The organism is Herpetosiphon geysericola (genome assembly GCF_001306135.1).
In the GTDB taxonomy this organism is placed as follows: Bacteria; Chloroflexota; Chloroflexia; order Chloroflexales; family Herpetosiphonaceae; genus Herpetosiphon; species Herpetosiphon geysericola.
This window is the reverse complement of record NZ_LGKP01000027.1, coordinates 31,879-56,749: the sequence shown is the minus strand read 5'-3', so window position 1 is coordinate 56,749 and position 24,871 is coordinate 31,879. Positions and strand designations below refer to the sequence as shown.

Genomic DNA, 24,871 nt, shown 5'->3' with positions numbered 1-24,871 from the left:
TTTAAGTATACAGATACTAACTTGACGATGGCCGTGTTTTAGCGGTGCAGGGGGATTAAAGCCCCCTGCGTTTCCCGCTGGCGGGACGGAAGGGTGGAGAACAAACCGATTGTTAAAAACCGAACCTTGCAAGGAAGGGCGAGGGAACGTATTGATTTAGCAGCTGAGGGCAACATTCCAATGAAGTTGATTGATTTACCCTATAGCTCACGGCGCATGCCAGCAATTGCGCGGCGCTCGATGGTGGCGACCAGTCAACCGCAGGCGGTTTTGGCAGGCTTATCGATGCTGGAACGAGGTGGCAACGCAGTTGATGCAGCGATTGCTGCCGCCGCAATGCTCACCGTCGTCGAACCAACCTCGAACGGCATTGGGAGCGATGCCTTTGCATTGGTATGGGATGGGCGGAGCTTGCATGGGCTGAATGGTTCTGGGCGTGCGCCGCAAGCCATTAGCCTTGAAACCATGCTCCAAGCTGGTCATGAAACAATGCCAGCCTATGGTTGGCCCAGCGTGACCGTGCCTGGTGCACCGCGAGCATGGCGCGACCTGCATCAACGCTTTGGGCGCTTGGATTTTGAAGAAGTGTTGATGCCAGCAATTAGCGCTGCTGAAGATGGGTTTGCGGTTACACCGATCGTTGCGCATTATTGGAACCTTGCTTTGCGTCGCTACGAAGCCATAACCGACCCAGCAACTAGCGCTTGGCTCAACACCTTTTCGTATCGTGGGCGGGCGCCGAGCACTGGCGATATGTGGCGTTCGCGCCGTCAAGCCCGCACTTTGCGCCGCATCGCCCAAACCGGTGCCGATGATTTTTATCAGGGCGAATTGGCGGCGCAGATTGTTGAGTGGGCACAGAAAACAGGTGGTTTTATCAGCGCCGCCGATTTAGCCCAGCACACCAGCACATGGGTCGAGCCAATTAGCACCAGCTATCGCGGCTATCAAGTTTGGGAGATTCCGCCAAATGGTCAAGGTTTGGCGGCGCTAATAGCCTTGAATATTCTGGAAGGCTTTGATTTGAGCCATAACACCCGCGACACAATTCAATCGTATCATTTGCAAATCGAGGCCATGAAATTAGCCTTTGCTGATGCCCACCGCTACATTGCCGACCCCATGCATGTTGAGGTGCCAACTAAAGCCTTGCTTTCCAAACGCTACGCCGCCAGCCGCCGCAGCCTGATTGGCGATTATGCAATCGAGCCGCAGCATGGTGAATTACCCCAAGGTGGCACGGTCTATCTGTGTGCGGTTGATGGCGATGGCATGATGGTCAGCTTCATTCAATCCAACTATATGGGCTTTGGCTCCGGCGTGGTTGTGCCCGAAACTGGGATTGCGCTGCAAAATCGCGGGGCCAATTTTTCGCTTGATCCCCAGCATCCCAACGTTTTAGCGCCCAATAAACGTCCATTCCACACGATTATTCCCTCGTTTTTAACCCGTGATGGCGAGGCGGTTGGGCCGTTTGGGGTGATGGGCGGCGCGATGCAACCTCAAGGCCATGCCCAAATGATTCTTAATCGAGTTGATTGGCAACTCAACCCGCAGGCCAGCCTTGATGCGCCGCGCTGGCAAGTTGGCGCTGGGCGCAAAGTATTTCTTGAATATGGCGTGCCCCAATTTATTGCCGAAGGCCTGCGCGCGCTGGGCCACGAGGTCGAAATTCATGCCGAAGGTGGCATGTTTGGGCGTGGCCAAATTATCTGGCGCTTACCAAATGGCTCATTAATGGGCGGCAGCGATATGCGCGCCGATGGCTGTGCCTTGGGTTTTTGATTGGCACGTTCACTCCAAATTAAGCATGAGATGGCAGGGGAGCCACAACTCCCCTCTATCCCTCTCCAGCAGCGCCACCGAAGCAATTTCGCCAACTAAAACATCACTCCAATTGCACCCAGAACTAGGCCATGGATAGGACTAAATAGCATTGACGTGGAGCTAGACTGCGTGGCAAGATCGCTTGTGACCCTTCTGTTCTCGCCACATGTGTTTCTTGCTGAGGAGTATTGGTATGCAATTGCGCTCGTTGCGGTCGTTATTGACTGTGGATCGTGCCCGAATTGGCTCGTTGTTAAGTGTTTTCTTGGTCGGCTTGATGGCGTGGATGCTGCCGCAGGCAGGTGCACGGCCAACCTTCGCCGCCTCCAATGGCGTAGTCATTAGCCAGGTTTATGGGGGCGGAGGAAATACAGGCTCTACCTATACCAATGATTTTGTTGAATTATTTAATCGGAGCTCAGTAGCAGTTTCGCTTAATGGTTTGTCGATTCAATATGCAGCAGGTACTGGTACGGGAAATTTTAGTGGTAGTGTTACCACATTGCCTAATGTTTCAATGGCTCCTGGTCAATACTATCTTGTACGTATGTCTGGCGGGGCAACTGGTGCTGCATTGCCATCCCCTGATGCTACTGGAACTGCTACAATGTCTGGTACAACAGGTAAAGTTATTGTTGCCAATACTACAACTGGGTTAGCTTGTAATGGTGGTTCAACATCATGTAGTGCCGCCCAACAAGCGCAAATTGTCGATCTGGTTGGTTATGGAACTGCAAATTACTTTGAAGGCAACGGCCCAGCCCCAGCTCCAAGCAATACCACCAGCGTCATTCGCACAAATCCATGTGTTGATGCAGATGACAATGCTGGCGAATTTACTGCAGTTACGCCAAACCCACGCAACAGTGCCAGCCCAACTCTGACGTGTTCAGCAGCAACCAATACCCCAACGAATACCGCAACCAACACTCCAACCAACACAGCGACCAATACGCCAACGAATACTGCAACCAACACGCCAACGAATACGCCAACGAATACTCCGACCAACACGCCAACGAATACTGCAACCAACACCCCGACCAATACTGCGACGGCGACAGAAACTCCAGCCCCAACCAGCACTCCAGTGCTTGGTGGCGATAATAATATTTTGTGGGATTATCTCTATCACAGTGCAACGAGCGCAAATCCCCAAACCGAGTTTGTGCCCGGCGAAAGCTATAGCTTCTTGCATAGCGCCACGGGCACAATCAACGAAACGACTGCTGTAACGATTTCTGCATTAACCGATGCGCTGGATGTGCAAAACGCCAGCCTGCGCTACTGGGATGGCGCTACTTCAACCACCATTCCGATGACCCGCAGCAAATCGTTGACTGCAAGTTTTCGCAACCAAGCAAGCCATAGCTACGACTTATGGCAGGCCAGCATTCCAGCCCAAGCAGTGGGCACAACCATTTTCTATCGGGTGATTGTGCAAGATGGCGGCTCAACGGCCTATATGAAGCAAACAAATGGCCAATATGTGAACCCACTTGGCCAGCACGTTCGTGGCTTTAACGACGATCCCGAGGATTATAGCTATACGGTTGTAGCCGCAAATCCAACGGCTACCCCAACTAACACGCCAACCGAGACGACCACGCCAACCGAAACCCCAACCGAAACGGCTAGCCCAACCAATACTGCAACCGTCGCACCAACTGCAACCGATGAACCAACTGCGACCGCAACCGTAGCGCCAACTGCAACTGATGAACCAACTGCGACCGCAACCGTAGCGCCAACCTCAACCGATGAACCAACTGCCACTGCAACCGTAGCACCAACGGCAACCGTTGAACCAACTGCCACTGCAACGGTAGCACCAACGGCAACCGTTGAACCAACTGCCACTCAGACGGCAACGCCAACAATCACGGTGACAGTAACGGTTACACCTGGTTCGCCAACTGCCACCCCAACCCAAACCGCAACGCCAACAATCACGGTGACGGTGACGGTGACGCCTGGTTCGCCAACCATAACTGCGACCAATACGCCAACGAGCACTGCAACCCAAACGCCAACCGCGACCTTGGTTCCAACGGCAACCAATACCGCGATTCCAACCCAATACAAAGTCTATTTGCCTTGGACTGGCAAATAATGCTCGGTTAATCAACGGGGATTCCAAATATGCAAGCAAGCGGCAATCAAAGCGCCGCTTGCTCGCTAAAGTGGGAGCCAGCAAGAAAAACAAATTATGCATGTGAAACTAGAAGAGCGAAGCAAAAACGAGGCTAGAACGGTGTATAATCTGCGTAACGTAGATTAAGCGGTAGGTAGGCGCTTATTATTGTTTGCTGCCTATTTGGTATCGGTTATTTGAACACGAGTGCTTTATCCACCAAGCTTGATCTCAAAGGCAAGCTTATGCCGATCAGCTACAAGCTGAATCGTTGAGAGCAAATAGGCAAAATCAATCGGTTTTTCAACATAGGCATCGCAGCCAACCGCCAAGCAGCGTTGACGATCACCAGCTAAGTTGTAGGCAGTAATTGCAATAACCGGAATCGCGCGGGTTTGGGGTGAGGCTTTGAGTTGGGCGGTCGCACCCCACCCATGCAGTTCGGGCATCGACATATCCATCAAAATCAAATCAGGCTTTAATTGCAAGGCCAACATCAAGCCTTCAATGCCCGTTTTTGCCGTGCTAATCTTAAAACCCCGTCGTTGCAAGCGGGTTGTGAGGATGGTGCGGTTGTCTTGGTCGTCATCGACAATTAAAATGTGCATAGCTTGCTCCTACCATCAATCAAGCGCCTTCAAAAAACGCGCTCCCAGTGATTGATACTCTGATCTTGTTGTATACCATAAAGTCCTAGCTGTAAATAGCTACTTTCGGGTGATATTGCTCACCACAACGGTGGCTTTAAGCAGTTGGATAGTTGGTTGGATCAGGCTCCATCTGCTGCGTAGTGCAGCTTTTTCGTTTCAGGTTAGCAACCAGTGCTGGTATTTAAGGACATTCAACGATGAAATCAACCTATCAACAGTATGTGCATAAAAGTGTACGTGGCAAAATTAGCCTTGCTTTATTAGGCATTATGCTGCTTGTGGTGCTGATTTTGTTGATTCCGCTCCGTTATATTGTCAATAGTTCGAGCCTCTTCGCTGAACAACAGGAAATGCAAAACCACCTCGAACGGGTTCGGCGCGCAATTAATGCTGAGCTAACCCAGATCGACGCTTTAGTCTTGTCGATGGCAACGTGGGACGAATCATATAATTTTATCAATCAACGCACGCCAAGTTATATCGCCGAAAATACCAATGATGATGTTTTTGAGCTGTATAACATTCAAGCAATGCTCTACACCGATCAAAATGGCACCATCGTCTTTGCCAAAACCTACGATCCCAAGCAAGCCAAACCTGTTGCTGTGCCATTTGAGTTTTTTGATATTAATAATTTCTATCCTCAACTGCTCCAACATCCCCGTCTTGATCAAGGCAATACCAGTGTCGTGCGGGCTGGCACTAAACTCTGGCTTTTGGCTGCCCGCCCAATCATCACCAATGAGGGTCAAGGCCCAGCTCGCGGCACATTAATTTATGGCCGTTTAGTCGATCAAGACGTGACTGATCGAATTAATTATCAAACGCTCTTGCCAGTAGAATTAAGTGATTATCGTTTTTTATCAACCAATCGTCAGCAAGTGGTGAGCGAGCTAGCCAACGATCAGCGCTTGGTTTCGCGGGCCTTCAACGAGAATACGCTCGAAGGCTTTGTGGTCTTTCCTTCGATCGATAATCAGCCGCTGTTGGTTGCAACCTTGGCCTTACCACGCACGATTTATATTCAAGGCCAACGCACCTTTTGGCTGATTGCTAGCGTAGTGGGGATTGCTGGCTGTCTCGGCTTGCTTAGCTTATTTTGGGCATTACGGCGCTTTATTTTCCAGCCACTAAGCTCAATTGTTGGCGATTTACGTCAGATCGATCCCAGCCAGCCCAATCAGCAACAGATTAACTTTGCCAGCCCCGATGAACTAGGTTTATTGGCCAAAACTGTTAATCAAGCGCTTGATTCGTTAGCTGTGGCGCAACGTGAACAATTGGCCGCCGAAGCCAAGCGCAGTGCCTTGCAAGCAGAGATGCTCGCCAATCAACAAAGCCAATTGCAAACCCAAGCAACATTGCTCGAACTCCAAGAGCAAACCTTGGCCGAACAAGCCTTGCCGCTAATTCCGGTTTCACGCGAGGTCTTAGCCATGCCATTAATTGGTCAAATAGACTTGGCTCGGGCTGAGCGCTTGCAAACTACGATTTTACAAGGCATTGAAACCCATCGCGCTCGGAGCGTCATCCTCGATGTAACTGGCGTTTCGCAGCTCGACCAACAGGCTGCAATCGCGCTTGGCCAAACCGCCCAAGCAGTGCAATTATTGGGTGCACGCTTGTTGCTAACAGGTGCCAATCCAGCGATTGCCGAAGAAATTGTGGCTGCCAATATCGATTTTGGCCAGATCGCAATTTATCAAACGTTGGCCGCTGGCATGCAAGCAGCCCTGCGCTAAATCGATTTTGGTTAATCAAACTTCTGTCTCCAAGCGTGCGTTTTCCCAAGAACGAGCGGTCATGCCGATTGTGCCATGATTTGGGTCAATAATAGGGTTGGATCTGAGGAATCTATCGCAAGCCTGCGCACCCAAATAGCAGCGTTTGGCTAAGCTTTGGCCACTGTTAGCCGAAGTTAGCCAGAATATGCTAAAATGTACAAGCCTGCATAACCCATCCTTCAGAGCGTTGTCGAATGCGGGGGCGTCTGTTGTCCCTCGTGCAGGGATGTATCCGCTAGCTCTATCACCCCAAATGGTGGGACCGCATCTTAAAAGTAGGAGTCGATGGCTATGACTGAACTCGTTCGCGCTCAACCGGCATTTAAAGTTGATTTTGTCCCATCGCTTGGGTTGGATCTGCTTTCGACAATGGGTCTGATTGGAATTGTTCACGATTTTGAGGGCTTAGATGCTTGGCTGGTTGAAGCTGCTGCGAGTGTGCCACCACGCTTACGCCACGATATTCAACTGGCAATGCGCTTGGGTGTATATCCGTATGTTGTGGTTGAAACAGTGGCTGGCGAAGTTTTAGCCCCCGGTGCTGCTGGTCACGACGATTTTAATGGCTTGATCGACGATCTCAAAGCGTTGTCTGCGCAAGAATGTGCTGCAATTGTGCATAAAATTGTGCAGCGTACTGCTGTCAATGCAGATATTGAATTAGTGCATACGCCAGCAGAAATTATTGCCGATCAAGAACAATTAGAAGACTTATTAGCTAAAATGCAGTTTCCAGTAGATACCGACGAATTAATCGAATTATTGCAACAGCCAACCGAATGGCGCGATTTATTGGTCTCAACAATTCAACGTTTTTGGGATCGAATTTATCGTGAGCAATATGAACTGCAACAAGCTCGCCGTGAACGTAATGCTCATTATCATCGTACTCATCAATATAGTGTTAACTTCCGCGATTTGTTTGCTGGTGTAACTGGTCGGCGCTTGCCAGACCATATTCATGAACGGCTTGGCACCATTAGCACTGTGCGTTTTGTTCCATCGCAATACATCGGGCCATATTTATCATTTTTATTCAATAATTCATTACTCACTGTGTTTTATAATAGCAGTACGACGCCTGCTGAAGGCGATGAGCAAACTGAGCGTACTCAAAGCCTCTATCAGCCATTAGCCGCTTTGGCCGATAAAACACGCCTGCAAATTATGACCTTGTTGCATGGCCGTGAATTATATGCCCAAGAAATTGTCAACTTGCTTGATATTCACCAATCGGCGGTTTCTCGCCATTTGAAGCTGATGGAAACTTCTGGGGTGCTGAATGTGCGGCGCGATAAAGGCGCAAAATATTATTCAATCAATCGCCAACGGATTGAAGAAATTTCAGCTCGCTTACGTGAATTTGTCTAAGCATTTGTGCCAACGCTCCGTAGTTGCGGGGCGTTTTGCATTTAAAGGAGCGTTTCATGTCAATGCTTGACCAAGTTGATTTATCGCTGCATTTGGGCAAAAAATCCTACGAGCGCCAGCTTGAAGAATTACAATTTAAAATGTTGCGCTTGCAACGCGCCGTAACCCAGATTGGCCATCGGATGGTGTTAGTCTTTGAAGGGTGGGATGCTAGCGGCAAAGGCGGCGCAATCAAACGCCTGACCGAAGCGCTCGATCCACGCGGTTTTGTGGTGCATCCAATTGCTGCCCCCACGCCCGAAGAACGCGCCCACAACTATCTTTGGCGCTTCTGGAACCGCATGCCCCGCGATGGCCAGATGGTGCTGTTTGATCGTTCGTGGTATGGTCGTGTACTCGTTGAGCGGGTTGAGGGCTTTGCGACCATGCGCGAGTGGAGCCAAGCCTATGGCGAAATCAACGATTTTGAACGGATTTTACATAACGATCGAACCTCAATTTTGAAATTTTTCCTGCATATTTCTAGCGAGGAGCAAGAAAAACGCTTTCGCGACCGCGAACAAGATCCACTTAAAACCTGGAAATTAACCGAAGAAGATTGGCGCAATCGCGAGAAATGGCCAGAATATGCAATTGCCACCGACGAAATGTTGGCCCGCACCTCAAGCGAAACCGCGCCATGGCAGGTGATTGCCGCCAACGACAAACGTTGGGCACGGATTGCGATTCTCAAGGCTGTGGTTGAAATGCTGGTTGCCGATATGCCCTTCGAGTTCGACGACGACAATGTGTTGGTGCTCGATCGGTCGGGAGCCTATGCCTTGGTCGATGCAGGCAAACTTGCAAGCAAAGCAGTTGAAGCAGTGATTGCTGAAGAAGAAAAAGTGCGTAAATTGCTCAAAAAGCAGCGTAAAGCCGACTAACAAGCGGATTTGCGTCAAGCTTGATCCAAAATGTTGCCGAAATCGTTAGCTAGCCCGTACAATACAGCCCGACACATCAGATAAGGACGCTAACAATGCACAATTTAGCAATTTATGGCTTTGGTGGAGTCGGGCGGGCGGTGCTAGCCCAAGCATTGCCCCATTTTACGCTTGCCTTGGTGGCTGATCGTTCTGGCTATGTCGTAGGGCCGTTGAGCAACGAACGTTGGTTGGCGGTGGCCGCTGCCAAAGCTCAAGGCACAACTTTGGCCAGCTTGCCAGAAGGAACCAGCGGCGATTGGCGAGCCGCCTTGCCTGCTGGCTGTTTGGTGGCCGATACCACCGCTGAAGCCAACGCCGCCCAATTGGTTGAATTAGTAGCCCAAGGCCAGCGCTTAGCCTTGGCCAACAAAAAACCGTTGTGCGACGACTTAAACCTGTTTCAAGCCTTGGTTGGCGAGCGCCGCACCCGCTATGAAGCCACGGTTGGCGCAGGATTGCCAATTGTCGTCACCACCAATTTACTGCGTGATAGTGGCGATCAGGTGCAACGGATCGAAGGTTGTTTGAGTGGCACCTTGGGTTTTTTGCTCTCGTCGATTGAACAAGGCAAGCCCTATTCAAGCGCCGTGCGCGAGGCCAAAGCCTTGGGATGGACTGAACCAGATCCGCGTGATGATTTGGGCGGAGTTGATGTTGCACGCAAAGCCTTGATTTTGGCGCGAACGTTGGGCTATCAATGGAACTTGAGCGATATTGCGATTGAGCCATTGTACCCTGCTGAGTTTGCAGATTTAAGCATTGCTGAATTTATGGCCCAGCTTGAGCAACTTGATGCTGGCTATGCCCAACGTCAAGCAGAGGCCGTAGCCCAAGGCCAAACCTTGCGCTATGTGGCCTCGATTACGCCTGATGGCGCGCGCATTGGTTTGCAAGCAGTCGCCAACGATAGTCCACTTGGCTCGCTCAAAGGCCCCGATAATCTGGTGGCGTGGACGACCAAGCGTTATCAAGAGCGACCGCTCGTGGTACGCGGACCTGGCGCTGGAGTTGAAGTAACCGCCTCGGCAGTGTTGTTCGACCTCTTGGCCTTGTGCTAAAAAAAGACCGTGGTCAATGAAGACCACGGCCCAAACCCTCTTGAGAGCTACAAGCTATTGCCCCGCCATATCCCGCCGTTGAAACAGCACTAAGCCGATAATAATTGAGCCAAAGATATAGGCTCCCACTACGATAAGGCTGGTTGTTAGCGAAATCGGGGTGCCAAAAGCCATATCGATTCTTTTAATGACTTCAGTTTTTTGCTCACCATCATATAACCAATTGGCTTCAAGATTGCTAATGTGTAAATTAGGGAGAATTTTGGCAGCTAATTTGGAAAGACTTGCGGCAACACTAAATATAGTATTCCCAACAATCCCAAACACAATCCCCATAATCGTTGAGCGGCTGGCCATGGTTACCAAGAGGGTAATTGATGAAAAGACGATCAACTGCATAAAAATTGGCACCAGCGATTTGAACAGCTCTGAAGCTGAAAATTGCTCCAGATTGCTGATATCACCACCAACGATCAAATTAACAAGCACCCCTAAGAGTGCAGCAAAAATCAGCGAAATGGCAATCAATAAGGTCATAAACAACAAACAGATCACAACTTTGATAATGATGAAATCACTGCGGCGCGCGCGGCGTGGCAGCAGCACTTTCCACGTATCATTGGTGTATTCAGCGCCAATGCTGTTGCTCATAAAGACAATTGCTAAAATCGAGCCAAGTTGGCTCAGCACAATTAATGGTACTTGTAAGCTCGTGGGAAACAAGGTTAGTTGACGAATTTGTTCAGCAAATTGGCTATCCATACCTTCGTACAAGGATATCCCAACCATGCCCAAAAAACCGAGCAAAATAATACCTAAGGTAACGAGAAACAAGCCAATATTGGCTGGACGTTTATAGGTTTTCGTCCATTCAGCGCGAAATAAATTCCACATTATTAGCGACCCCCTACCACAACTTCAGCCAACGGTTGTTGCGCAGCTGCGCCACCGTTACCAGTAATTTCCAAGAACAACGATTCGAGCGAGCGTTGGCGCACCACCACTTGGAACACATCAACATCAGCTTGCACCAATTTGCGCATCACTTGTGGCACATCCTGCGGTTCGGCGTTGATATTAATCCAGTGTTGGTCAAAGCTGGTGGCTTTTAATTCGGGAATTTCTTGCAAAATCGCCATGGCTTTTTCAAATGGCGCAGCCTCGATTGCATAGCCTGGGCCGCCTTCAGCAGCCAGCAAATCGCGTACCCGACCTTGTTTGATCGTTACACCTTTTTGAATAATTGCCACATTCGAGCAAACTTGTTCTACTTCAAACAACAAGTGGCTCGAAAGGAAAACCGTACGGCCTTCTTGGCCCATGCGCAAAATCAAATTGCGCATTTCGACCGTTCCAGCAGGGTCAAGCCCGTTGGTTGGCTCATCGAGAAACACCAGTTTGGGGTCGTTGAGCAGAGTTGCTGCCACGCCAAGCCGTTGCTTCATCCCCAACGAATAGGTTTTAACTTTATCTTTTTCGCGGCCACGCAAACCCACAAATTCAATTAATTCATCAAAGCGGGCTTGGGGTAAATCATGACCACCAGAGCGGGCTAAAAGACGTAAATTTTCTAAACCCGACATAAATGTATAAAATGCTGGCGATTCAACAATTGCTCCAACATATGGTGCAATGTTTTGGCGAGCATGTAAAATATCATGACCGAAAACTGTTGCTTTGCCCGCTGTTGGTCGGATGAGCCCCAATAACATACGGATAGTGGTGGTTTTACCTGCACCATTAGGGCCTAAGAAACCATAAATCGTACCTTCTGGAATATATAAACTTAAATTATTAACTGCTGGGACATTTTTATAGACTTTCGTCAATCCTTCAGCGGTAATTGCGATTCCACTCATAGAATGCTCCTCTATAGGCTGCGATGTTAGTATAACGTTAACATTGGGCTAAATGTTGCAGTTATTATTTATTTTGTTCATCATCAAGCGGAACAAGGCGTTCACGCAAGGCCATGATTGCCGCTTGAGTCCGATCTTGCAAATGTAACTTGGATAAAATATTGCTGACGTGAGTTTTAACCGTACGCTCGCCAATGACCAAATGATCGGCAATTTCAGCATTGCTCATGCCACGGGCAATGCACGTCAATACCTCGCGTTCGCGTTCGGTTAGGGTATCCAATGGCGAGCGTCGCGAGCTGGTGAGTTCGGTCATTAAGCGCGAGGCAACCATTGGATGCAAGGTCGCTTCTCCGCGTCGCGCTGCCCGAATGGCCGCGACCAAGGCATCAGGCCCAACATCTTTGAGCAAATACGAGAGCGCCCCTGCCTTGATTGCCGGAAAAATCCGCTCATCTTCGCTATACGATGTGAGCACAATTACTTGGGTCGATGGCGAGGCGCCACGCACTTGGCGGGTTGCTTCCACGCCGTCGATACCAGGCATCAGCAAATCCATCAACACCACGTCGGGCAAAACGTGGCTGACAACCTGAACGCCTTCCTCGCCAGAAGCGGCCTCGCCCACAATCTCAATGTCGGGCTGGGTATCCAAGAAGGCGCGCAAGCCAACCCGTACCACCACATGATCATCAACTAAAACAACCCGTATTTGCTCGTGCATGCTCCGTCCCTTCGTGCTATTAACGTGGCTCCACCAGAAGCCCGGTTTGGCTGCGTGGTACAACGATGCGCAGGCTTGTACCTTGGCCCGGAGCGGCGGTTACTTCGACTGTGCCGCCAACTGCATTGGCACGCTCCTGAATGCTAATTAAGCCAAGCGAGTGCGAGTTGCGTGGCTGCTGCACATCAAAGCCACGGCCACGGTCGCTCACTTCTAAAATGGTGTGCTGGGCCTCGTATTCGAGGTTAACGCTGGCGCTATTAACCCCGCTATGCTTGGTAATGTTAGCCAACGCTTCTTGACAGATTCGGTATAACGCTTGCTCGTGATCTAAGGGAATGCGCCGTTCGCCGTTGATGTTGAGCTGAATTTGCAGCCCTTGGCGTCGAGCAGCCTCTTCGACGAGTTGCCGTAAGGCTGGAACTAACCCTTGATCGCCAAGCGCTGCTGGCCGCAGGGCGAAGATCAAGCCTCTGGTTTCGTGCAAGGCCCGTTGGGCCATTTGGCTGAGTTGTTCAACTTGGCTGCGGGCTTTATCTGGCTGGGCTGGCAATAAATTGCGCGCTGCCGCCGCCAACATCGTTACGCTAAATAGCTCTTGGCTGACGCTATCGTGCAAATCGCGGGCAAGCCGATTGCGCTCCTCGACAATTGCTAATTGGCCTGCTTGCTCCACCAAGGCCGCATTACGATCGGCAAGTTGGCGTAACATTTTGACATTCGATTCAAGCTCTTGGGCCATGCTATCAAAGCGGCGGGCTAATTGGCCAATTTCATCACTCGCCGTGTCGTTGACCCGTACACTCAAGTTGCCAGTGGCCAAACTATCGGTGGCTTTGGTAAGCTGCACCAAGCGGCGCACAAAATTACGCGCCACAAACCAGCCATAGACCATCCCAATCAGTGCATTGGCAATCAGCGAAACAACCGAACTAATCATAAAAATAATAACCATCAGCAAGGCAACAATCGCTTGATTTTGGCTAAGGGACCGCGAACGAACATACAATGCGCCAATAACCTGGTTGGCTTGGTCGCGGATTGGCGTTGCAATCACTAAATATTTGTCATACGTCCAAGTCAGTTGATCAATCTCGTCGCTGCCAGCCAGTGCTGCCTGCACAACCCGCCGATCATTACCAACTACCGAATCGTTCCATGGTTGGCTAGCAGGGCTATAGCTGGGAAACGTGCCGCCAAGCACCGTGCCCTTGGCATCGAGCAGCAGCAAATGATAACTTTGGCTGAAATCATTGGTTGCCTCTGGGGTAAAGGCCTCGGCAGGCATCAAAATAAGCTCTTGCGCAAGATCGCTGGGCGTATTATTAACCGTATTGCTAATTGCCAATTCCAGATTATTTTGCAAAAACTGACCACGTAACGAACCAAAACGATAGCGCAAGATTTGTTGAATTGTGCGCGAATCGGTTGGCTCTTGCAGCAACGTGCTAAATTCGGCAGCATGATTTTGGGCTGCGCTGAGGAGGGTAGGTGCATTGAGCGGGGGTGCAGCGCCCATGACAACAAGAAACGCTAAGGTATTGATCAACAAGGTCAGCGCTACGCTGATCCACACATATGACCATGTGAGTTTCCAGCGTAGCGTGCCAAACCGTTGGCGCAAGCGTTGGCGTAAGCTTAATTTACGATGCTGCTGCTGCACTCGCCGCCTCACGTCGCCAGGTCGTTATTGCAAATAATAAACAGCCAAGTTGCAAATCAAAAGGCTGTGAATCATGAAAATTAGCAATCATAGCCCGATTCCAAAAACCTTCGGTTTTAACTTCGCCAACAATCTGATAATTCAAATACACCTGATAGGTACTTTTCCAGGCCGATGGCCGTTCAAAGCGTAACGGTTGGTTTGCATAGTGGCCTTCGAGAATTGGTTTCCAAAACCCAAAGCGCTCAATTCGCATTAATTCTTGCCCATTGATTGTGATCGTAATGGGATAGCCCTTGCCTTTTGGATTTTCAAGACTATAGAAATTCGCGCCAATTTGCCATTGGACAGTGTTGCGCCAACCCCTAAATTCAACCTCGAATGGGGCGTGATAAGGGCTATGAATTTCAAGTTTTCGCCCAGTCCAAGAACTATATCGCGCTTGAAGCATTGGATTCTCCAATCAGCATACTGCCTAATATCTACTATAAATCAGTGATTTGGATTGTACATCCGAATCAGGGGCGAACTTGAGCTGTAAAATCTGCAACGTGCCCTCGTCCTTTAGTACGAGCCACGCCATGAGCAGGTTACGCTCCACGAGTTGCTGGCCCGAGCAACTGCAATTCACATGGCCAAAGTTTGGGTATAATGCGCAAGAATAACTACACCATGGAGTCGACTAATGGCCTATTATGTTGAAGAGCGGCCTGGTGGGCCAGCGCTTGCACCTCGTCGCCCTACAATTAATGAATTTTTTCTCTCGACCTATCAAGTTGGTCCATATGTGGGCTGCGAATTTGGGTGTGCCTATTGCGATGGCTGGTCGTTCAGTCAGCGGCCATTCAACGAGGTTATCCGCGCTAATGTGGATTTGCCCGACCGCTTTGCAGAGCAATTGAGCACAATTTCGCGCGGTGATCTTGTGGCATTTAGCCTTGGCGATGCCTATCAACCTGCAGAAAAAACCTATCGCCTGACCCGCCAGATGTTGCAGGCGTGCCAGGTTGCCAAACAACCAGTCTTGATTTTGACCAAAAGTTTGGCTGTGATGGATGATTTGACTCTTTTGCAACGCATGAATGAGCAGGGCTTGGCGATTGTGGTGATGAGCATTCCCACCATCGATCCCTTGCTTTCAGAAAAATTAGAGGGCAAAGTGGCCCCGCCTTCTGCTCGTTTAGAAGCGCTGAATACGCTCAAACGGGCAGGAATTCCCACCGGCGTGGCAATGTTGCCAGTCATTCCCTATTTGACTGATACTGATCGCCAATTGCCAATGACCTTGAATGCGATTGCCAATGTGCAGCCAGATTTTGTGCTTTGGGAATATTTGTGGCAGCCAAACGAACGCCATCGCCAACGCATGGCCGACCTGCTTTCGCGCTTGGGCAATTATCCCGCTTCCTATTATCGCGAATTGTATGGCAAAGAGATGCAGCCCAGCCTTGAGTATCGCCGCGAAATGCACCGCGATATTTTGGGTCGTTTTGAAGAAATGGATCTGAACCCACGGGCGCCATTAGCGCTGTATCGCGACCATTTATCACCGAATAATGTTGCAGCTTTGATGCTCAAACACCAAGCCTTTATCGATCAAATCAAAGGCCGTGAATTGTTGGCCAGCCGCCATTCCAATTTGGCCGAAGCGGTGTTTAATGGCAAGGCCGATGAACCAGCGCTCGCGGTTAGCCCGTTGTGGCCAATGCTCCGCGAAGTGCTGAAAATTAGCGATAGCCGCGAACGGCTCGACCAAATTCTCGACAAAGTTCGTAGCCCTGATTCCCCTGTTCCTCCCAGTAACGAGTGAACCATGAAGGGGCAATTAGAGTGCATACGGTGAGCAAAAAACCGCCTGTAGAAGTTGGAAAACTCCTACTCGACAAAGCTACGAACTCAGGTAGGATGTAATTCTCTGAGTTCCCAATGTCTAAATTTGCCCTGACCGCAGGTTTAGGCTGATTCACGCAGGTGTCATGAGTGTTCAAACACCCACCATCCGATTGCCCGATTCGACTGTCCAAGCGGCCTTCTTGCCAACCGAATTGATCTTGATCGGCCTCGTATGCTGGTTGGGGGTTTGGGTTTGCTGGCGTTGGCTGCGTCGGCGCACTGCGCTGCAAATTAGCAGCCAATTGAGCTTATGGCACTGGCCGCAGAGTCAACAAACCCTGATCATCGATCAGCATTCCAGGCTTGTTTCAATCAGCCCAACCCTGAACCAACAGCTTGGCTACTCCGATTTATCACTCAATGGCACAGCATTCGCCCAACTTTTGCATCCCGATTCATACCACCATTTTCAGCAAGCCCTGCATCAGCCAACCAGCCATATTCAATGGCAACCCTTGCGCTATCGCCATGCCGATGGCTCATGGCAACCTTTAGAATCGTGCTGGCATCAAGTTGGGCGCTATTGGATTATCAGTTGCCGCGAGCTTAACGCAGTTGCGCTTGATCGAACGCCACCAACAATCGATTGGCTGACTGGCTTGCCCAATCGCCACAGCTTGGTCGTTCAACTACAACGCCTCATTGCTCAGCGCCAGCTTGATCAACAGCAGTTTGCGGTGTTGTTCGTCGAGGTCGATCGATTTAGCGCGGTCAATGATGCCTTGGGCTACGATGTGGGCGATCAGGCGCTGCAAACGATTGCCCAACGCCTGCAAGCAACGCTTGGCCCAGCAGATTTGGCTGCTCGTTTGGGCGGCGATGAATTTGTCGTGGTGCTGGCTCAGGTTCAGCATGCCCAGCAAGCGCTGGAGCATGCTCAACGTATTCAAGAGCAATTTAGCCAGCCCATGCTGTTGGCCGATAAACCAATTTATACCTCGCTCGGCATTGGGGTAACCCTTGGCGATGGTCAAGCCCAGGCCGAAACTCTCTTGCGCGAAGCAGATACGGCGATGTATCAGGCCAAAACTGCTGGCATTGGCCAAATCTTTTTGTTTGATCGGGCTTTGCATGCGGCGCTAACCGAGCGTTGGCAACTGGAAATTGATTTGCGTGGAGCCTTGGAGCGCCACGAATTGATTTTGCATTATCAGCCAATTACGGCCTTGCCAACTGGCCAGATGGTTGGCGTTGAAGCTTTGTTGCGTTGGCATCACCCTCAGCGTGGCATGATTTTGCCCAACGACTTTATTCCTTTGGCCGAGGAAAGCGGCTTAATTGTGCCGATTGGCTTTTGGGCGCTCGAAACTGCGTGTCGGCAATTTTTGGCTTGGCAAGCTGATCATTCACGCTCTGGCTTACAAGTGCTTTCGGTCAATTTGTCGGCGCGTCAATTGGCCAGCCCCATGCTGATTCAAACCCTTGGCGAGATTATTCAACGCACGGGGATTGCCCCAGCCCAATTGGAGTTGGAAATTACCGAAAGCATGGTGATTCATGGCTTGGAATCGGCGCGGGCGCAATTGGATGCAATCAAAGATTTAGGTGTAAAGCTGGCGATTGATGATTTTGGTACTGGCTATTCGTCATTGAGCTATTTACACCATTTCCCCTTAGATACGCTCAAAGTTGATCGCTCATTTATCAATGCTATGAGCGGTGGCAGTCGCAACGTCGAAATTGTGCGCGCAATTATCATGCTTTCGCAGCAATTGGCCATGAATGTGATTGCCGAAGGCATCGAAACTATCGAAGAAGCGGCAACTTTGCGCGATTTGGGCTGTGATTATGGCCAAGGCTATCATTTTAGCCGCCCGCTGACTGCGCCAGACATTAGCTCGTGGCTGCACAGCCACCCCCTGAGCCTCTGAACCATGCGGCAATGTGGCTCGTAGCATAGAATTGATTGGATTTGAATATACTTTGGTGAATGAGCGATGCTTTATGCAAACCAATGAAACACGCATACTCGCGGTCGTTGCTGGTGGGCTTAACTGGATTATTAGTTTGATGGCTGCATTTAGTGCTGAAGATGGCTGGTTACAAGCAGGTTTTGGGTGGCTTTTTTGTTCTATTAGGCTTGCAAGCTAGCTATGACGGTTCTGCGCTGTATAAAAAATTAGCGTAGGCTTCACTTGCGATGAGTATGATTTTTGCCGTATTGCATTTGATAAATTAGCTAAACGTACAAAAAAGCCCTGCTGAGTTGGCACACTCGGCAGGGCATTGGTTTTAATGGTTCTTTGTGGATTACTACATGCCGAACAAACGATTGCCTGGCAAGCGCATAATCCCAACCACAATTAACACCAAAACTGCAATTGTGCCGAGCGCCATCAAGCGATAGCGGGCGGCTGGAATTTCGCCGCGTTTGACTTTGGTATTAACCACATGGGCCAATCCCAAGGCCAGTACCATCACTGTTGGGTGTTCAAAGCGCACCGTCGCAGGATTGAGTTGGCTCCACGATTTGTTGACAACATACAAGGCTAAGCCAAGCAGCAACTGAATATCAATTGCAATTGTGGTGAACAACATAATTTTGCGCGCGGTGTCGTTCCATGATTGTTTGGTGAGCCAACCCCACAAACCATAGCCAACGGCAACCACAATCGCCAACATAACAATCCAACGCCAACCAGAGTGAGCGTTTAGCAGAAAACTGGACATGAGTCGGTGATCCTCCAAAACACAAGAAAGTCGAAAGCACTGTGCTGAATGCTATCATAGCATAGCCTAGCTGCGTCAAGCATTCAATCGTTGCCATGTATGAACAACAAAAAACCGCCCTCAGTGCGAAGCACCAAGGGCGGTTAGGGTGTTTGAATTAGATTTTGTTGTTGCGAATCAACCACACGCCTGCAACGACCAAGCCAACTGGAATCAGCACTGGAGCGATGTCGACCAAGATGCTGCTCAGGAACAAGGCGCCACCGATAACCAAGGCGCTCTTGAGCCACAAGTTGCGGCGAGCTTTGATCACATCTGGGCTAACCGTGGCAACTGGAGTTGAAAGGTTGCTAACTGGAATGCTTTGACCAACTGGTTGACCAGTCACTGGGTCGAAGCGATATGGTTCAGCTTTGATTGCTTGGCCAGTCATTGGGTCGAAGCGAGCATTGACGCTTGGTTGAACCCCAACGCTTTGGGCAACTTGATAGTTGATTGGTTGTTGGATAACTTGGCCTGATTGAGCCAAGTAGCTCACTGCGCCGCGAGGCATAATGAACCACAACAATGGGTAGAGCAAAATGCTAATCCCAGTCCAAACTAAGAAGACGAAAGCTAAACGAACCCAGATTGAATCGATGGCCAAATATTCTGCAATCCCACCACAAACGCCAGCAAAACGGCGGTCGGTAGCGCTGCGGGTCAAACGGTTGGAAACTTGCGTAGTCATTGGTGTAGCTCCTTCAAAAGCAATTGTTTGATTATCTGGTAGCTAGGACGCTGGGCTATTTTGAATTGTTGCAGCGAGATTCCAACCAGTTTCATCATTCTTGCAGTGAAGCTGATGCTGTGGTATAATCCCGCCTGTTGGCGACATAGCCAAGTGGTAAGGCAGTGGTCTGCAAAACCGCGATCCATGGGTTCGAATCCCATTGTCGCCTCCAAACGATCAAACGCTGGTTGAATACATCAACCAGCGTTTGGTGTTTTAGTTGCTTTAAATAGTTCGGTTTGCGGGCGAAGCGCCGCTATAATACAAGCAATAAACTTGTAGGATAGGAGCACCGCTATGCTAGCAACGACGATTCGCACGATCAGCGCTGAAGCGATTAATTTGCCCTTGACCGAGCCTTTTGCTATTGCCAGCGGCAGCCAAGCAGTTGCTGCCAATGTCTTAATCAAAATCGAATTAGCCGATGGCACGCTTGGCTTAGGCGAGGCAGCTCCTTTTCCGGCGGTCAGCGGCGAAACTCAAGCGAGCACCCTTATTGCTGTGCAAGCCTTGCAAGCAAGCTTGCTTGGTGCAGATGTACGGGCATGGCGAAAGTTGGCGTTAATGCTCAATCAGCTCGATCACGAGGCGGCTGCGGCCCGTTGTGGCCTCGAAATGGCCATGCTTGATGCCTTAACCCGCCATTACAAGGTGCCGCTGCACATCTTTTTTGGCGGTATGAGCCAGCAGCTCGAAACTGATATGACAATTACTGCTGGCGATGAAGCCCATGCAGCAGCTTCGGCCAAAGCGATTGTTGCTCGTGGAATTAACGTGATTAAGGTTAAAACTGCTGGCGAGCATGTTGGCTACGATTTGGCGCGAGTGCGGGCAATTCACCAAGCTGCGCCACATGCACCATTAATTGTTGATGGCAATTGCGGCTACAATCTGGAGCGAGCCTTAGCTTTTTGTGCTGCCTGCAAGGCCGAGACGATTCCGCTGACTCTTTTTGAGCAACCGTTGCCGCGTGAGGATTGGGCTGGAATGGCCAAGCTTAGCGCTCAGGCGGGCATTGCAATCGCCGCCGACGAATCGGCGCGCTCTGCCAGCGACGTGCTGCGAATTGCTCGCGAAGGCACTGCCACGGTGATTAATATTAAATTGATGAAGGCTGGCGTGGCCGAAGCCTTGAACATGATTGCGATTGCTGAGGCCGCAGGTTTAGGCTTGATGATTGGCGGGATGGTCGAAAGCATTTTGGCCATGAGCTTCTCGGCCAATTTGGCAGCTGGCAATGGCAATTTCCAGTTTGTCGATTTGGATACGCCGCTGTTTATTGCTGAGCACCCGTTTGTTGGGGGCTTTGAACAAGCTGGCGGACGCTTAACCTTACCCGCTGTCGCTGGCCATGGCGTCGATTTGGCCTAACTCAGCCCTCTGCAACTACCCAATGCTCAGGATTTTGGGCATTTTGGGCTAGCTTTTTAAGCTTCGTTGCACTAGACTTGCTGTAAGGAAACCACGTAAATGGCGTAGATAAATTGCTCATTCTAATGGGCTGAAATGCTATTTTTGCTTAATAAAACCATAACATTAGAGCATTCTTGATCTTTGGATAGAACGGAGTTGTTATGCGTAAGGCATGGGTGGTTGCAGTAGGATTTTTTCTGATTTGTGCATTTGTCGTTGGGGCGGTCAGTAACGGTTGGCTGGATTCATCAGCGCCGTTGGCAATTTTACCAACCAGAATGCCGAGCACGCCCGACCCAAGTCAGGCAATTAAGCTCCAAATCGTCTATAGCAGTGAAAAAGATATTTGGCTCAAGCAAACGGTTAATACATGGCTCGCGACCAAGCCCACGGTCGATGGCAAGCCAATTCAGGTCGAATTGATTGCGCGCGGTTCGCAGGAGATTGTGAGCCAACTGGAGGCTGGGAATTTACGCCCAACCGCAATTAGCCCAGCAAGTAGCCTGCAAATTACCCAAATTAATGCGGCCCAAATTGATGGCAAAACGAATTTGGCTGCTGATGCTCAGCCGTTGCTGATTTCGCCGCTGGTGCTGGTGTCCTACGAAGGCTCGCCTGCATCGAAGCTGGTTAAATCGCAAGATGCGCAATTTTGGCAAGCTTTGCACGATGGGGTATTGCTGCCTATGCGCAACCAGAAAATTCTCATGAGCCAAACTAGCCCAACAACCTCGAATAGTGGGTTTCAAGCCTGGGTTTTGATGGCCTATGCCTATCATAATAAAGCTAATGGCTTAACCGCTGCTGATATTAGCGATCCCAAGTTTGTGGAATGGCTGCAAGGCTATGCCAAAAATGTCGAACAATTTGCCGAAAGCACTGGCTCGTTGATGCTCAAAATGGTGCAAGTTGGCCCAAGCACCTATGGCGCTGCCGTCGTCTACGAAAGCACAGCCTTAGAATATTTGCCTAAATCGCAGGGCCGTTTTGGCAAATTGCTCTTACTGTATCCACCCCAAAATTTATATAGCGACCATCCCTTGGCAATTTTGGATGCCTCGTGGAGCAGCGTCGATCAACGCGAAGCTGCTGGCTTATTGCGTGAATTTCTCTTGGAAAAAGACCAACAAACGACGGCGGTGCAGCAAGGCTTTCGCCCAGTCGACCCCGATGTAGCAATTGACGCAGCCGATTCGCCATTTGTAAAATACCAAAGTGCTGGTGTGCAAATGAGCATTGCGAACTTAGCAGCCGAGCCAGATGCTGCCACCATTAAAGCGGTGCTGGATTTGTGGAATTCGATCGAACCAAGTGTTAAACGTTAACCAGCAAGCAATTTTTCTAGAGATTGGATGTAGCCTTATGAATTCACGGCACCCTTTACGCGTTGCGGCTACCAAGCCCCTGCCCTTAGTTGTCTTGGCAGTTGGGATTGTTATGTCGCTGACGATATATCCTTGGTTGATTGTGGTTGCAATTATTGCCTATGGGTTGATGCTCTGGGCGTTGGCCAGCGACCCCAATATTTTGGCGCAAAAGCCCGAAGCGCCAAAATTGGCCAAAATTACCAGCCGCACCTTTCAATCACATTTGGATACGATTGATCATACTCGCCGCGAGATTACGCGCTCGACCAATGTAACTGCTGGGCCGTTGCAACGCCTGTTGCAGCCAATTGCCGAGCAGGCTAATGAATTGTATCAACAGGCCCATGGCTTAGCTGATAAAGGCCAACTGATCGAGCAATATTTGTATACTTCGCCACCACATGGCTTGCAACCGCAAATCGATAATCTTGATCAGCGAATTGCCATGACCAAAGACAGCTATACCGTTGATCAATTGAAAGAAACTCGTGCCGCCTTGATCGATCGGCAGCAAAATGCCCAAGCCTTGGCGACCTACTATGATCGAATTACGGCGCAATTGCAAAATATTGCTGCCAACCTTGATAATGTGTTGGCTGAAACTGTGCGTTTGCGCGCCTCCGAGGCTTCGAGCGCAAGCCAAACCTCGCAAGAAGTTGCTGAGCGGCTGAGCAATTTGAACGCTGATATGGATGCGTTTCAACATGTTTTGGAAGGTGCAATGTCGCAAAGTGGCGTTGCCTAAACATCTATTTGGGAGAATTGTATGGTTATAGGCATCTACCTTGTGCTTTGGCTAGCGATTGCGCTTGGCATTTGGTTGGCGAAGCGCAAAAAAAGCTCAATCGAACGCATGAAATATTTGTTGGGTATTGTCGTGATTGAGCCAGTTGTAACGATCATTATGCTGTTGCTGGTTTATCCGGTGCTCTTAAGGTGGGTCTGGCGCGAGAACCTCATCAGCGTTGATCACTATCATTTGGTAAACACGAATGCTCTATTGCAAACCCTGCTACCAGTTGTTTCGGTCGTGATTGGCTTGCTGCCATGCTTGTTACTCTTCGATGAGCAAGCAGTTGTGCGCAAGGTTGCTTGGCAAGCAGGTTTGATGGTGCTTGGGCGTTGGCTTTATCTGCTTATGGTGCGGAATCTGCTAGCGAAAGATTTTAATCCATGGCTCGATATGTTGTTAATTGTCAGCTATTTGGTTTTGCTGGCAATCACAATTTACATTGGCAATGCTTTATTAATTGGGCGTTTAGACCGCGTAATAAAACCAGTGCCGGTTGAAACCGAGCCATTATTTCAAGGTCAACCGATTGTCTATGCCGACCTTAGTCAGCAACCAATGATCTATCTTGATCCACCCAAGGATCAGGAGCGCTGAGGGTGTTATACTAGCAAGCATTCAAGGATATCGACTCAACGACGCTGCGGTATACTAGCTGCACGTCGTTGTTGCGTTTTAGAGGATTTTTGATGTCGCCCAACTATCGTTTATTAGCGCTTGATCTTGATGGAACCTTGCTTGATGCAAGCTTGGAGCCAAGCGCCGCCACTAAAGCAGCGATTGCTGCTGCCCAAGCTGCTGGCGTGCATGTCACGATTGCAACTGGTCGGATGATTCGCACTGCTCAGCCATTTGCTGATATGCTCAACATCACCACGCCATTAATTACCTACCAAGGTGCACATGTGCAAACTGCCGATGGTACGGTGCTCTACGATAACCCGTTGCCGCCCGATTTGGCCGCCGAAGTTGTTGAATTGGCTTTAGCAGAGGGCTTGTATATTCAGGCCTATATTGACGATCAATTGTGGATTGTCGAGCGCAGCCCAGAAGTTGAAGAATATTTGGGCTTTTCGCTGGTTGATATTCCGGTGAACGTTGTGCCAAATTTGGTGGAAATTGTGCGCCAAAAGCCTGTTACCAAGCTGGTTTGGATTACCAACCCAACCGAATTGGAGCGCACGATGCAAGAATGGGGCGCACGTTGGCAAGGCCGCTTGGAGATTTTTCGCTCGCACGACCATTTTGGCGAGGCTTCGGCGATTGGTAGTTCCAAAGGCGTTGGTTTAGCAGTTTTAGCTGAACATCTTGGCATTGCGCAAGCAGAAGTTGCCGCCATTGGCGACCGCGAGAACGATGCTTCGATGTTGGCTTGGGCTGGGTTTGGCATGGCGATGGGCAATGCTGATCGTTTTGCCTTAGCTGCGGCAAATCATGTGCTGCCAACGCTGGCCGAAGATGGCGCTGCCTATGGTATTCGACGCTTTGTTTTGGGCGAAGAATAGACCTTTATTTAACCACGAAGGACACGAATAGCACAAAGGTTGGTTTTGTTGTTCTAGGTATTTGCTACGTAGCCAAGAAATTTAACATTCGTGTTCTTCGTGCTCTTCGTGGTTAAAGCAACCGCAAAACTTCTCTGTTCTCTGTTCTGCTCTCAGCCTAATTGCCTAGGAATTTCCGCCTGATGGCTGATGACGGGCTGCGGTAGAGCGTTTATAGTGAGCCTATCACCGAAATTGGTAGATCGAATCGGAAAGGAACGAGCACCATGCGACGGCTACTCACCAATTCACAACCGAAACACCAGCCTATCACCCATTATGCACCGCTAGCCCACAATTGTGGCTCATTGCGTAATGTAGATTTAGGCTACGGTTTTGCAGGCGAGCTGAGTTGGACGAAGGATGGATGGCGACCGCTAGTGTGAC

General features: G+C 49.9%; 22 protein-coding genes and 1 tRNA gene. 15 read left to right on the top strand and 8 right to left on the bottom strand.

Going from position 1 to position 24,871, the window contains the following annotated elements:
- The first annotated feature begins 180 nt into the window (after positions 1–180).
- Together SE18_RS19085 and SE18_RS28175 are read left to right on the top strand one after the other, a co-directional pair.
- Positions 181–1,785, top strand: coding sequence for a gamma-glutamyltransferase family protein (locus SE18_RS19085; protein ID WP_054536065.1), 1,605 nt, complete (start codon positions 181–183; stop codon positions 1,783–1,785).
- Positions 1,786–2,020: 235 nt separating this feature from the next.
- Entirely contained in the window at positions 2,021–3,940 is a 1,920-nt protein-coding gene (locus SE18_RS28175) for a lamin tail domain-containing protein (RefSeq protein WP_054536064.1), read from the top strand.
- Positions 3,941–4,173: 233 nt separating this feature from the next.
- Here SE18_RS28175 and SE18_RS19075 read toward each other — a convergent pair whose 3' ends face one another.
- Entirely contained in the window at positions 4,174–4,569 is a 396-nt protein-coding gene (locus SE18_RS19075; RefSeq protein ID WP_054536063.1) for a response regulator, read from the bottom strand.
- 239 nt (positions 4,570–4,808) lie between these two features.
- Between SE18_RS19075 and SE18_RS19070 the strand changes: the two genes are divergently transcribed.
- The 4 genes from SE18_RS19070 to SE18_RS19055 all read left to right on the top strand — a co-directional run bounded on the left by SE18_RS19070 (position 4,809) and on the right by SE18_RS19055 (position 9,789).
- Positions 4,809–6,353 carry a CHASE4 domain-containing protein gene (locus SE18_RS19070; RefSeq protein WP_054536062.1) on the top strand — a complete coding sequence of 515 codons (1,545 nt, stop codon included), beginning with the start codon at positions 4,809–4,811 and terminating at the stop codon, positions 6,351–6,353.
- Positions 6,354–6,686: 333 nt separating this feature from the next.
- Positions 6,687–7,766, top strand: a complete 1,080-nt coding sequence (locus SE18_RS19065; RefSeq protein WP_054536061.1) for an ArsR/SmtB family transcription factor — start codon at positions 6,687–6,689, stop codon at positions 7,764–7,766.
- Positions 7,767–7,822: 56 nt separating this feature from the next.
- Complete coding sequence (locus SE18_RS19060; protein ID WP_054536060.1) at positions 7,823–8,689, top strand: polyphosphate kinase 2 family protein; 867 nt, start codon at positions 7,823–7,825, stop codon at positions 8,687–8,689.
- A 95-nt stretch (positions 8,690–8,784) separates the two neighbouring features.
- Positions 8,785–9,789 carry a homoserine dehydrogenase family protein gene (locus tag SE18_RS19055; protein WP_054536059.1) on the top strand — a complete coding sequence of 335 codons (1,005 nt, stop codon included), beginning with the start codon at positions 8,785–8,787 and terminating at the stop codon, positions 9,787–9,789.
- A gap of 54 nt (positions 9,790–9,843) precedes the next feature.
- Here the strand turns inward: SE18_RS19055 and SE18_RS19050 are convergent, their stop codons facing one another.
- The 5 genes from SE18_RS19050 to SE18_RS19030 form a co-directional block, all read right to left on the bottom strand.
- A complete protein-coding gene (locus SE18_RS19050; protein ID WP_054536058.1) occupies positions 9,844–10,683 on the bottom strand; it encodes an ABC transporter permease subunit in 840 nt (279 codons plus the stop codon).
- A 2-nt stretch (positions 10,684–10,685) separates the two neighbouring features.
- Complete coding sequence (locus SE18_RS19045; RefSeq protein WP_054536057.1) at positions 10,686–11,648, bottom strand: ABC transporter ATP-binding protein; 963 nt, start codon at positions 11,646–11,648, stop codon at positions 10,686–10,688.
- Between the two features lie 64 nt (positions 11,649–11,712).
- The gene (locus SE18_RS19040) at positions 11,713–12,372 is read right to left on the bottom strand and encodes a response regulator (RefSeq protein WP_054536056.1); all 660 of its coding nucleotides are present in this window, start codon (positions 12,370–12,372) and stop codon (positions 11,713–11,715) included.
- Positions 12,373–12,391: 19 nt separating this feature from the next.
- Entirely contained in the window at positions 12,392–14,035 is a 1,644-nt protein-coding gene (locus tag SE18_RS19035) for a HAMP domain-containing sensor histidine kinase (RefSeq protein WP_054536055.1), read from the bottom strand.
- Positions 14,016–14,486, bottom strand: coding sequence for a hypothetical protein (locus tag SE18_RS19030; protein WP_054536054.1), 471 nt, complete (start codon positions 14,484–14,486; stop codon positions 14,016–14,018). Before SE18_RS19030 ends, SE18_RS19035 begins: the two co-directional genes overlap by 20 nt.
- A 234-nt stretch (positions 14,487–14,720) precedes the next feature.
- Between SE18_RS19030 and SE18_RS19025 the strand changes: the two genes are divergently transcribed.
- From SE18_RS19025 to SE18_RS27580, 3 genes are all read left to right on the top strand, one after another.
- Positions 14,721–15,845 (top strand): SPL family radical SAM protein, encoded by a 1,125-nt coding sequence (locus tag SE18_RS19025; protein WP_054536053.1) that lies wholly within the window; start codon positions 14,721–14,723, stop codon positions 15,843–15,845.
- A gap of 166 nt (positions 15,846–16,011) precedes the next feature.
- Positions 16,012–17,799, top strand: coding sequence for a putative bifunctional diguanylate cyclase/phosphodiesterase (locus SE18_RS19020; protein ID WP_054536052.1), 1,788 nt, complete (start codon positions 16,012–16,014; stop codon positions 17,797–17,799).
- A gap of 73 nt (positions 17,800–17,872) precedes the next feature.
- Complete coding sequence (locus SE18_RS27580) at positions 17,873–18,019, top strand: hypothetical protein (RefSeq protein WP_160319527.1); 147 nt, start codon at positions 17,873–17,875, stop codon at positions 18,017–18,019.
- Between the two features lie 162 nt (positions 18,020–18,181).
- On the opposite strand, the gene SE18_RS19015 is transcribed toward SE18_RS27580, so the two are convergent.
- Together SE18_RS19015 and SE18_RS26905 are read right to left on the bottom strand one after the other, a co-directional pair.
- Positions 18,182–18,598 (bottom strand): hypothetical protein, encoded by a 417-nt coding sequence (locus tag SE18_RS19015; RefSeq protein ID WP_054536051.1) that lies wholly within the window; start codon positions 18,596–18,598, stop codon positions 18,182–18,184.
- 157 nt (positions 18,599–18,755) lie between these two features.
- Complete coding sequence (locus tag SE18_RS26905) at positions 18,756–19,328, bottom strand: PspC domain-containing protein (protein ID WP_083470019.1); 573 nt, start codon at positions 19,326–19,328, stop codon at positions 18,756–18,758.
- A gap of 139 nt (positions 19,329–19,467) precedes the next feature.
- Here SE18_RS26905 and SE18_RS19005 point away from each other — a divergent pair.
- The 6 genes from SE18_RS19005 (at position 19,468) to SE18_RS18980 (ending at position 24,445) form a co-directional block, all read left to right on the top strand.
- A tRNA-Cys gene (locus tag SE18_RS19005) sits at positions 19,468–19,542 on the top strand.
- Positions 19,543–19,667: 125 nt separating this feature from the next.
- Entirely contained in the window at positions 19,668–20,741 is a 1,074-nt protein-coding gene (locus SE18_RS19000; protein ID WP_054536050.1) for a dipeptide epimerase, read from the top strand.
- A 203-nt stretch (positions 20,742–20,944) separates the two neighbouring features.
- Positions 20,945–22,108 carry a substrate-binding domain-containing protein gene (locus SE18_RS18995; RefSeq protein WP_054536049.1) on the top strand — a complete coding sequence of 388 codons (1,164 nt, stop codon included), beginning with the start codon at positions 20,945–20,947 and terminating at the stop codon, positions 22,106–22,108.
- Positions 22,109–22,145: 37 nt separating this feature from the next.
- Positions 22,146–22,895 (top strand): VirB3 family type IV secretion system protein, encoded by a 750-nt coding sequence (locus SE18_RS18990; RefSeq protein WP_054536048.1) that lies wholly within the window; start codon positions 22,146–22,148, stop codon positions 22,893–22,895.
- A 21-nt stretch (positions 22,896–22,916) separates the two neighbouring features.
- On the top strand, positions 22,917–23,537 hold the full coding sequence (locus SE18_RS18985; RefSeq protein WP_054536047.1) for a hypothetical protein: 621 nt from the start codon (positions 22,917–22,919) through the stop codon (positions 23,535–23,537).
- A gap of 92 nt (positions 23,538–23,629) precedes the next feature.
- The gene (locus SE18_RS18980) at positions 23,630–24,445 is read left to right on the top strand and encodes a Cof-type HAD-IIB family hydrolase (RefSeq protein WP_054536046.1); all 816 of its coding nucleotides are present in this window, start codon (positions 23,630–23,632) and stop codon (positions 24,443–24,445) included.
- Positions 24,446–24,871: the final 426 nt, after the last annotated feature.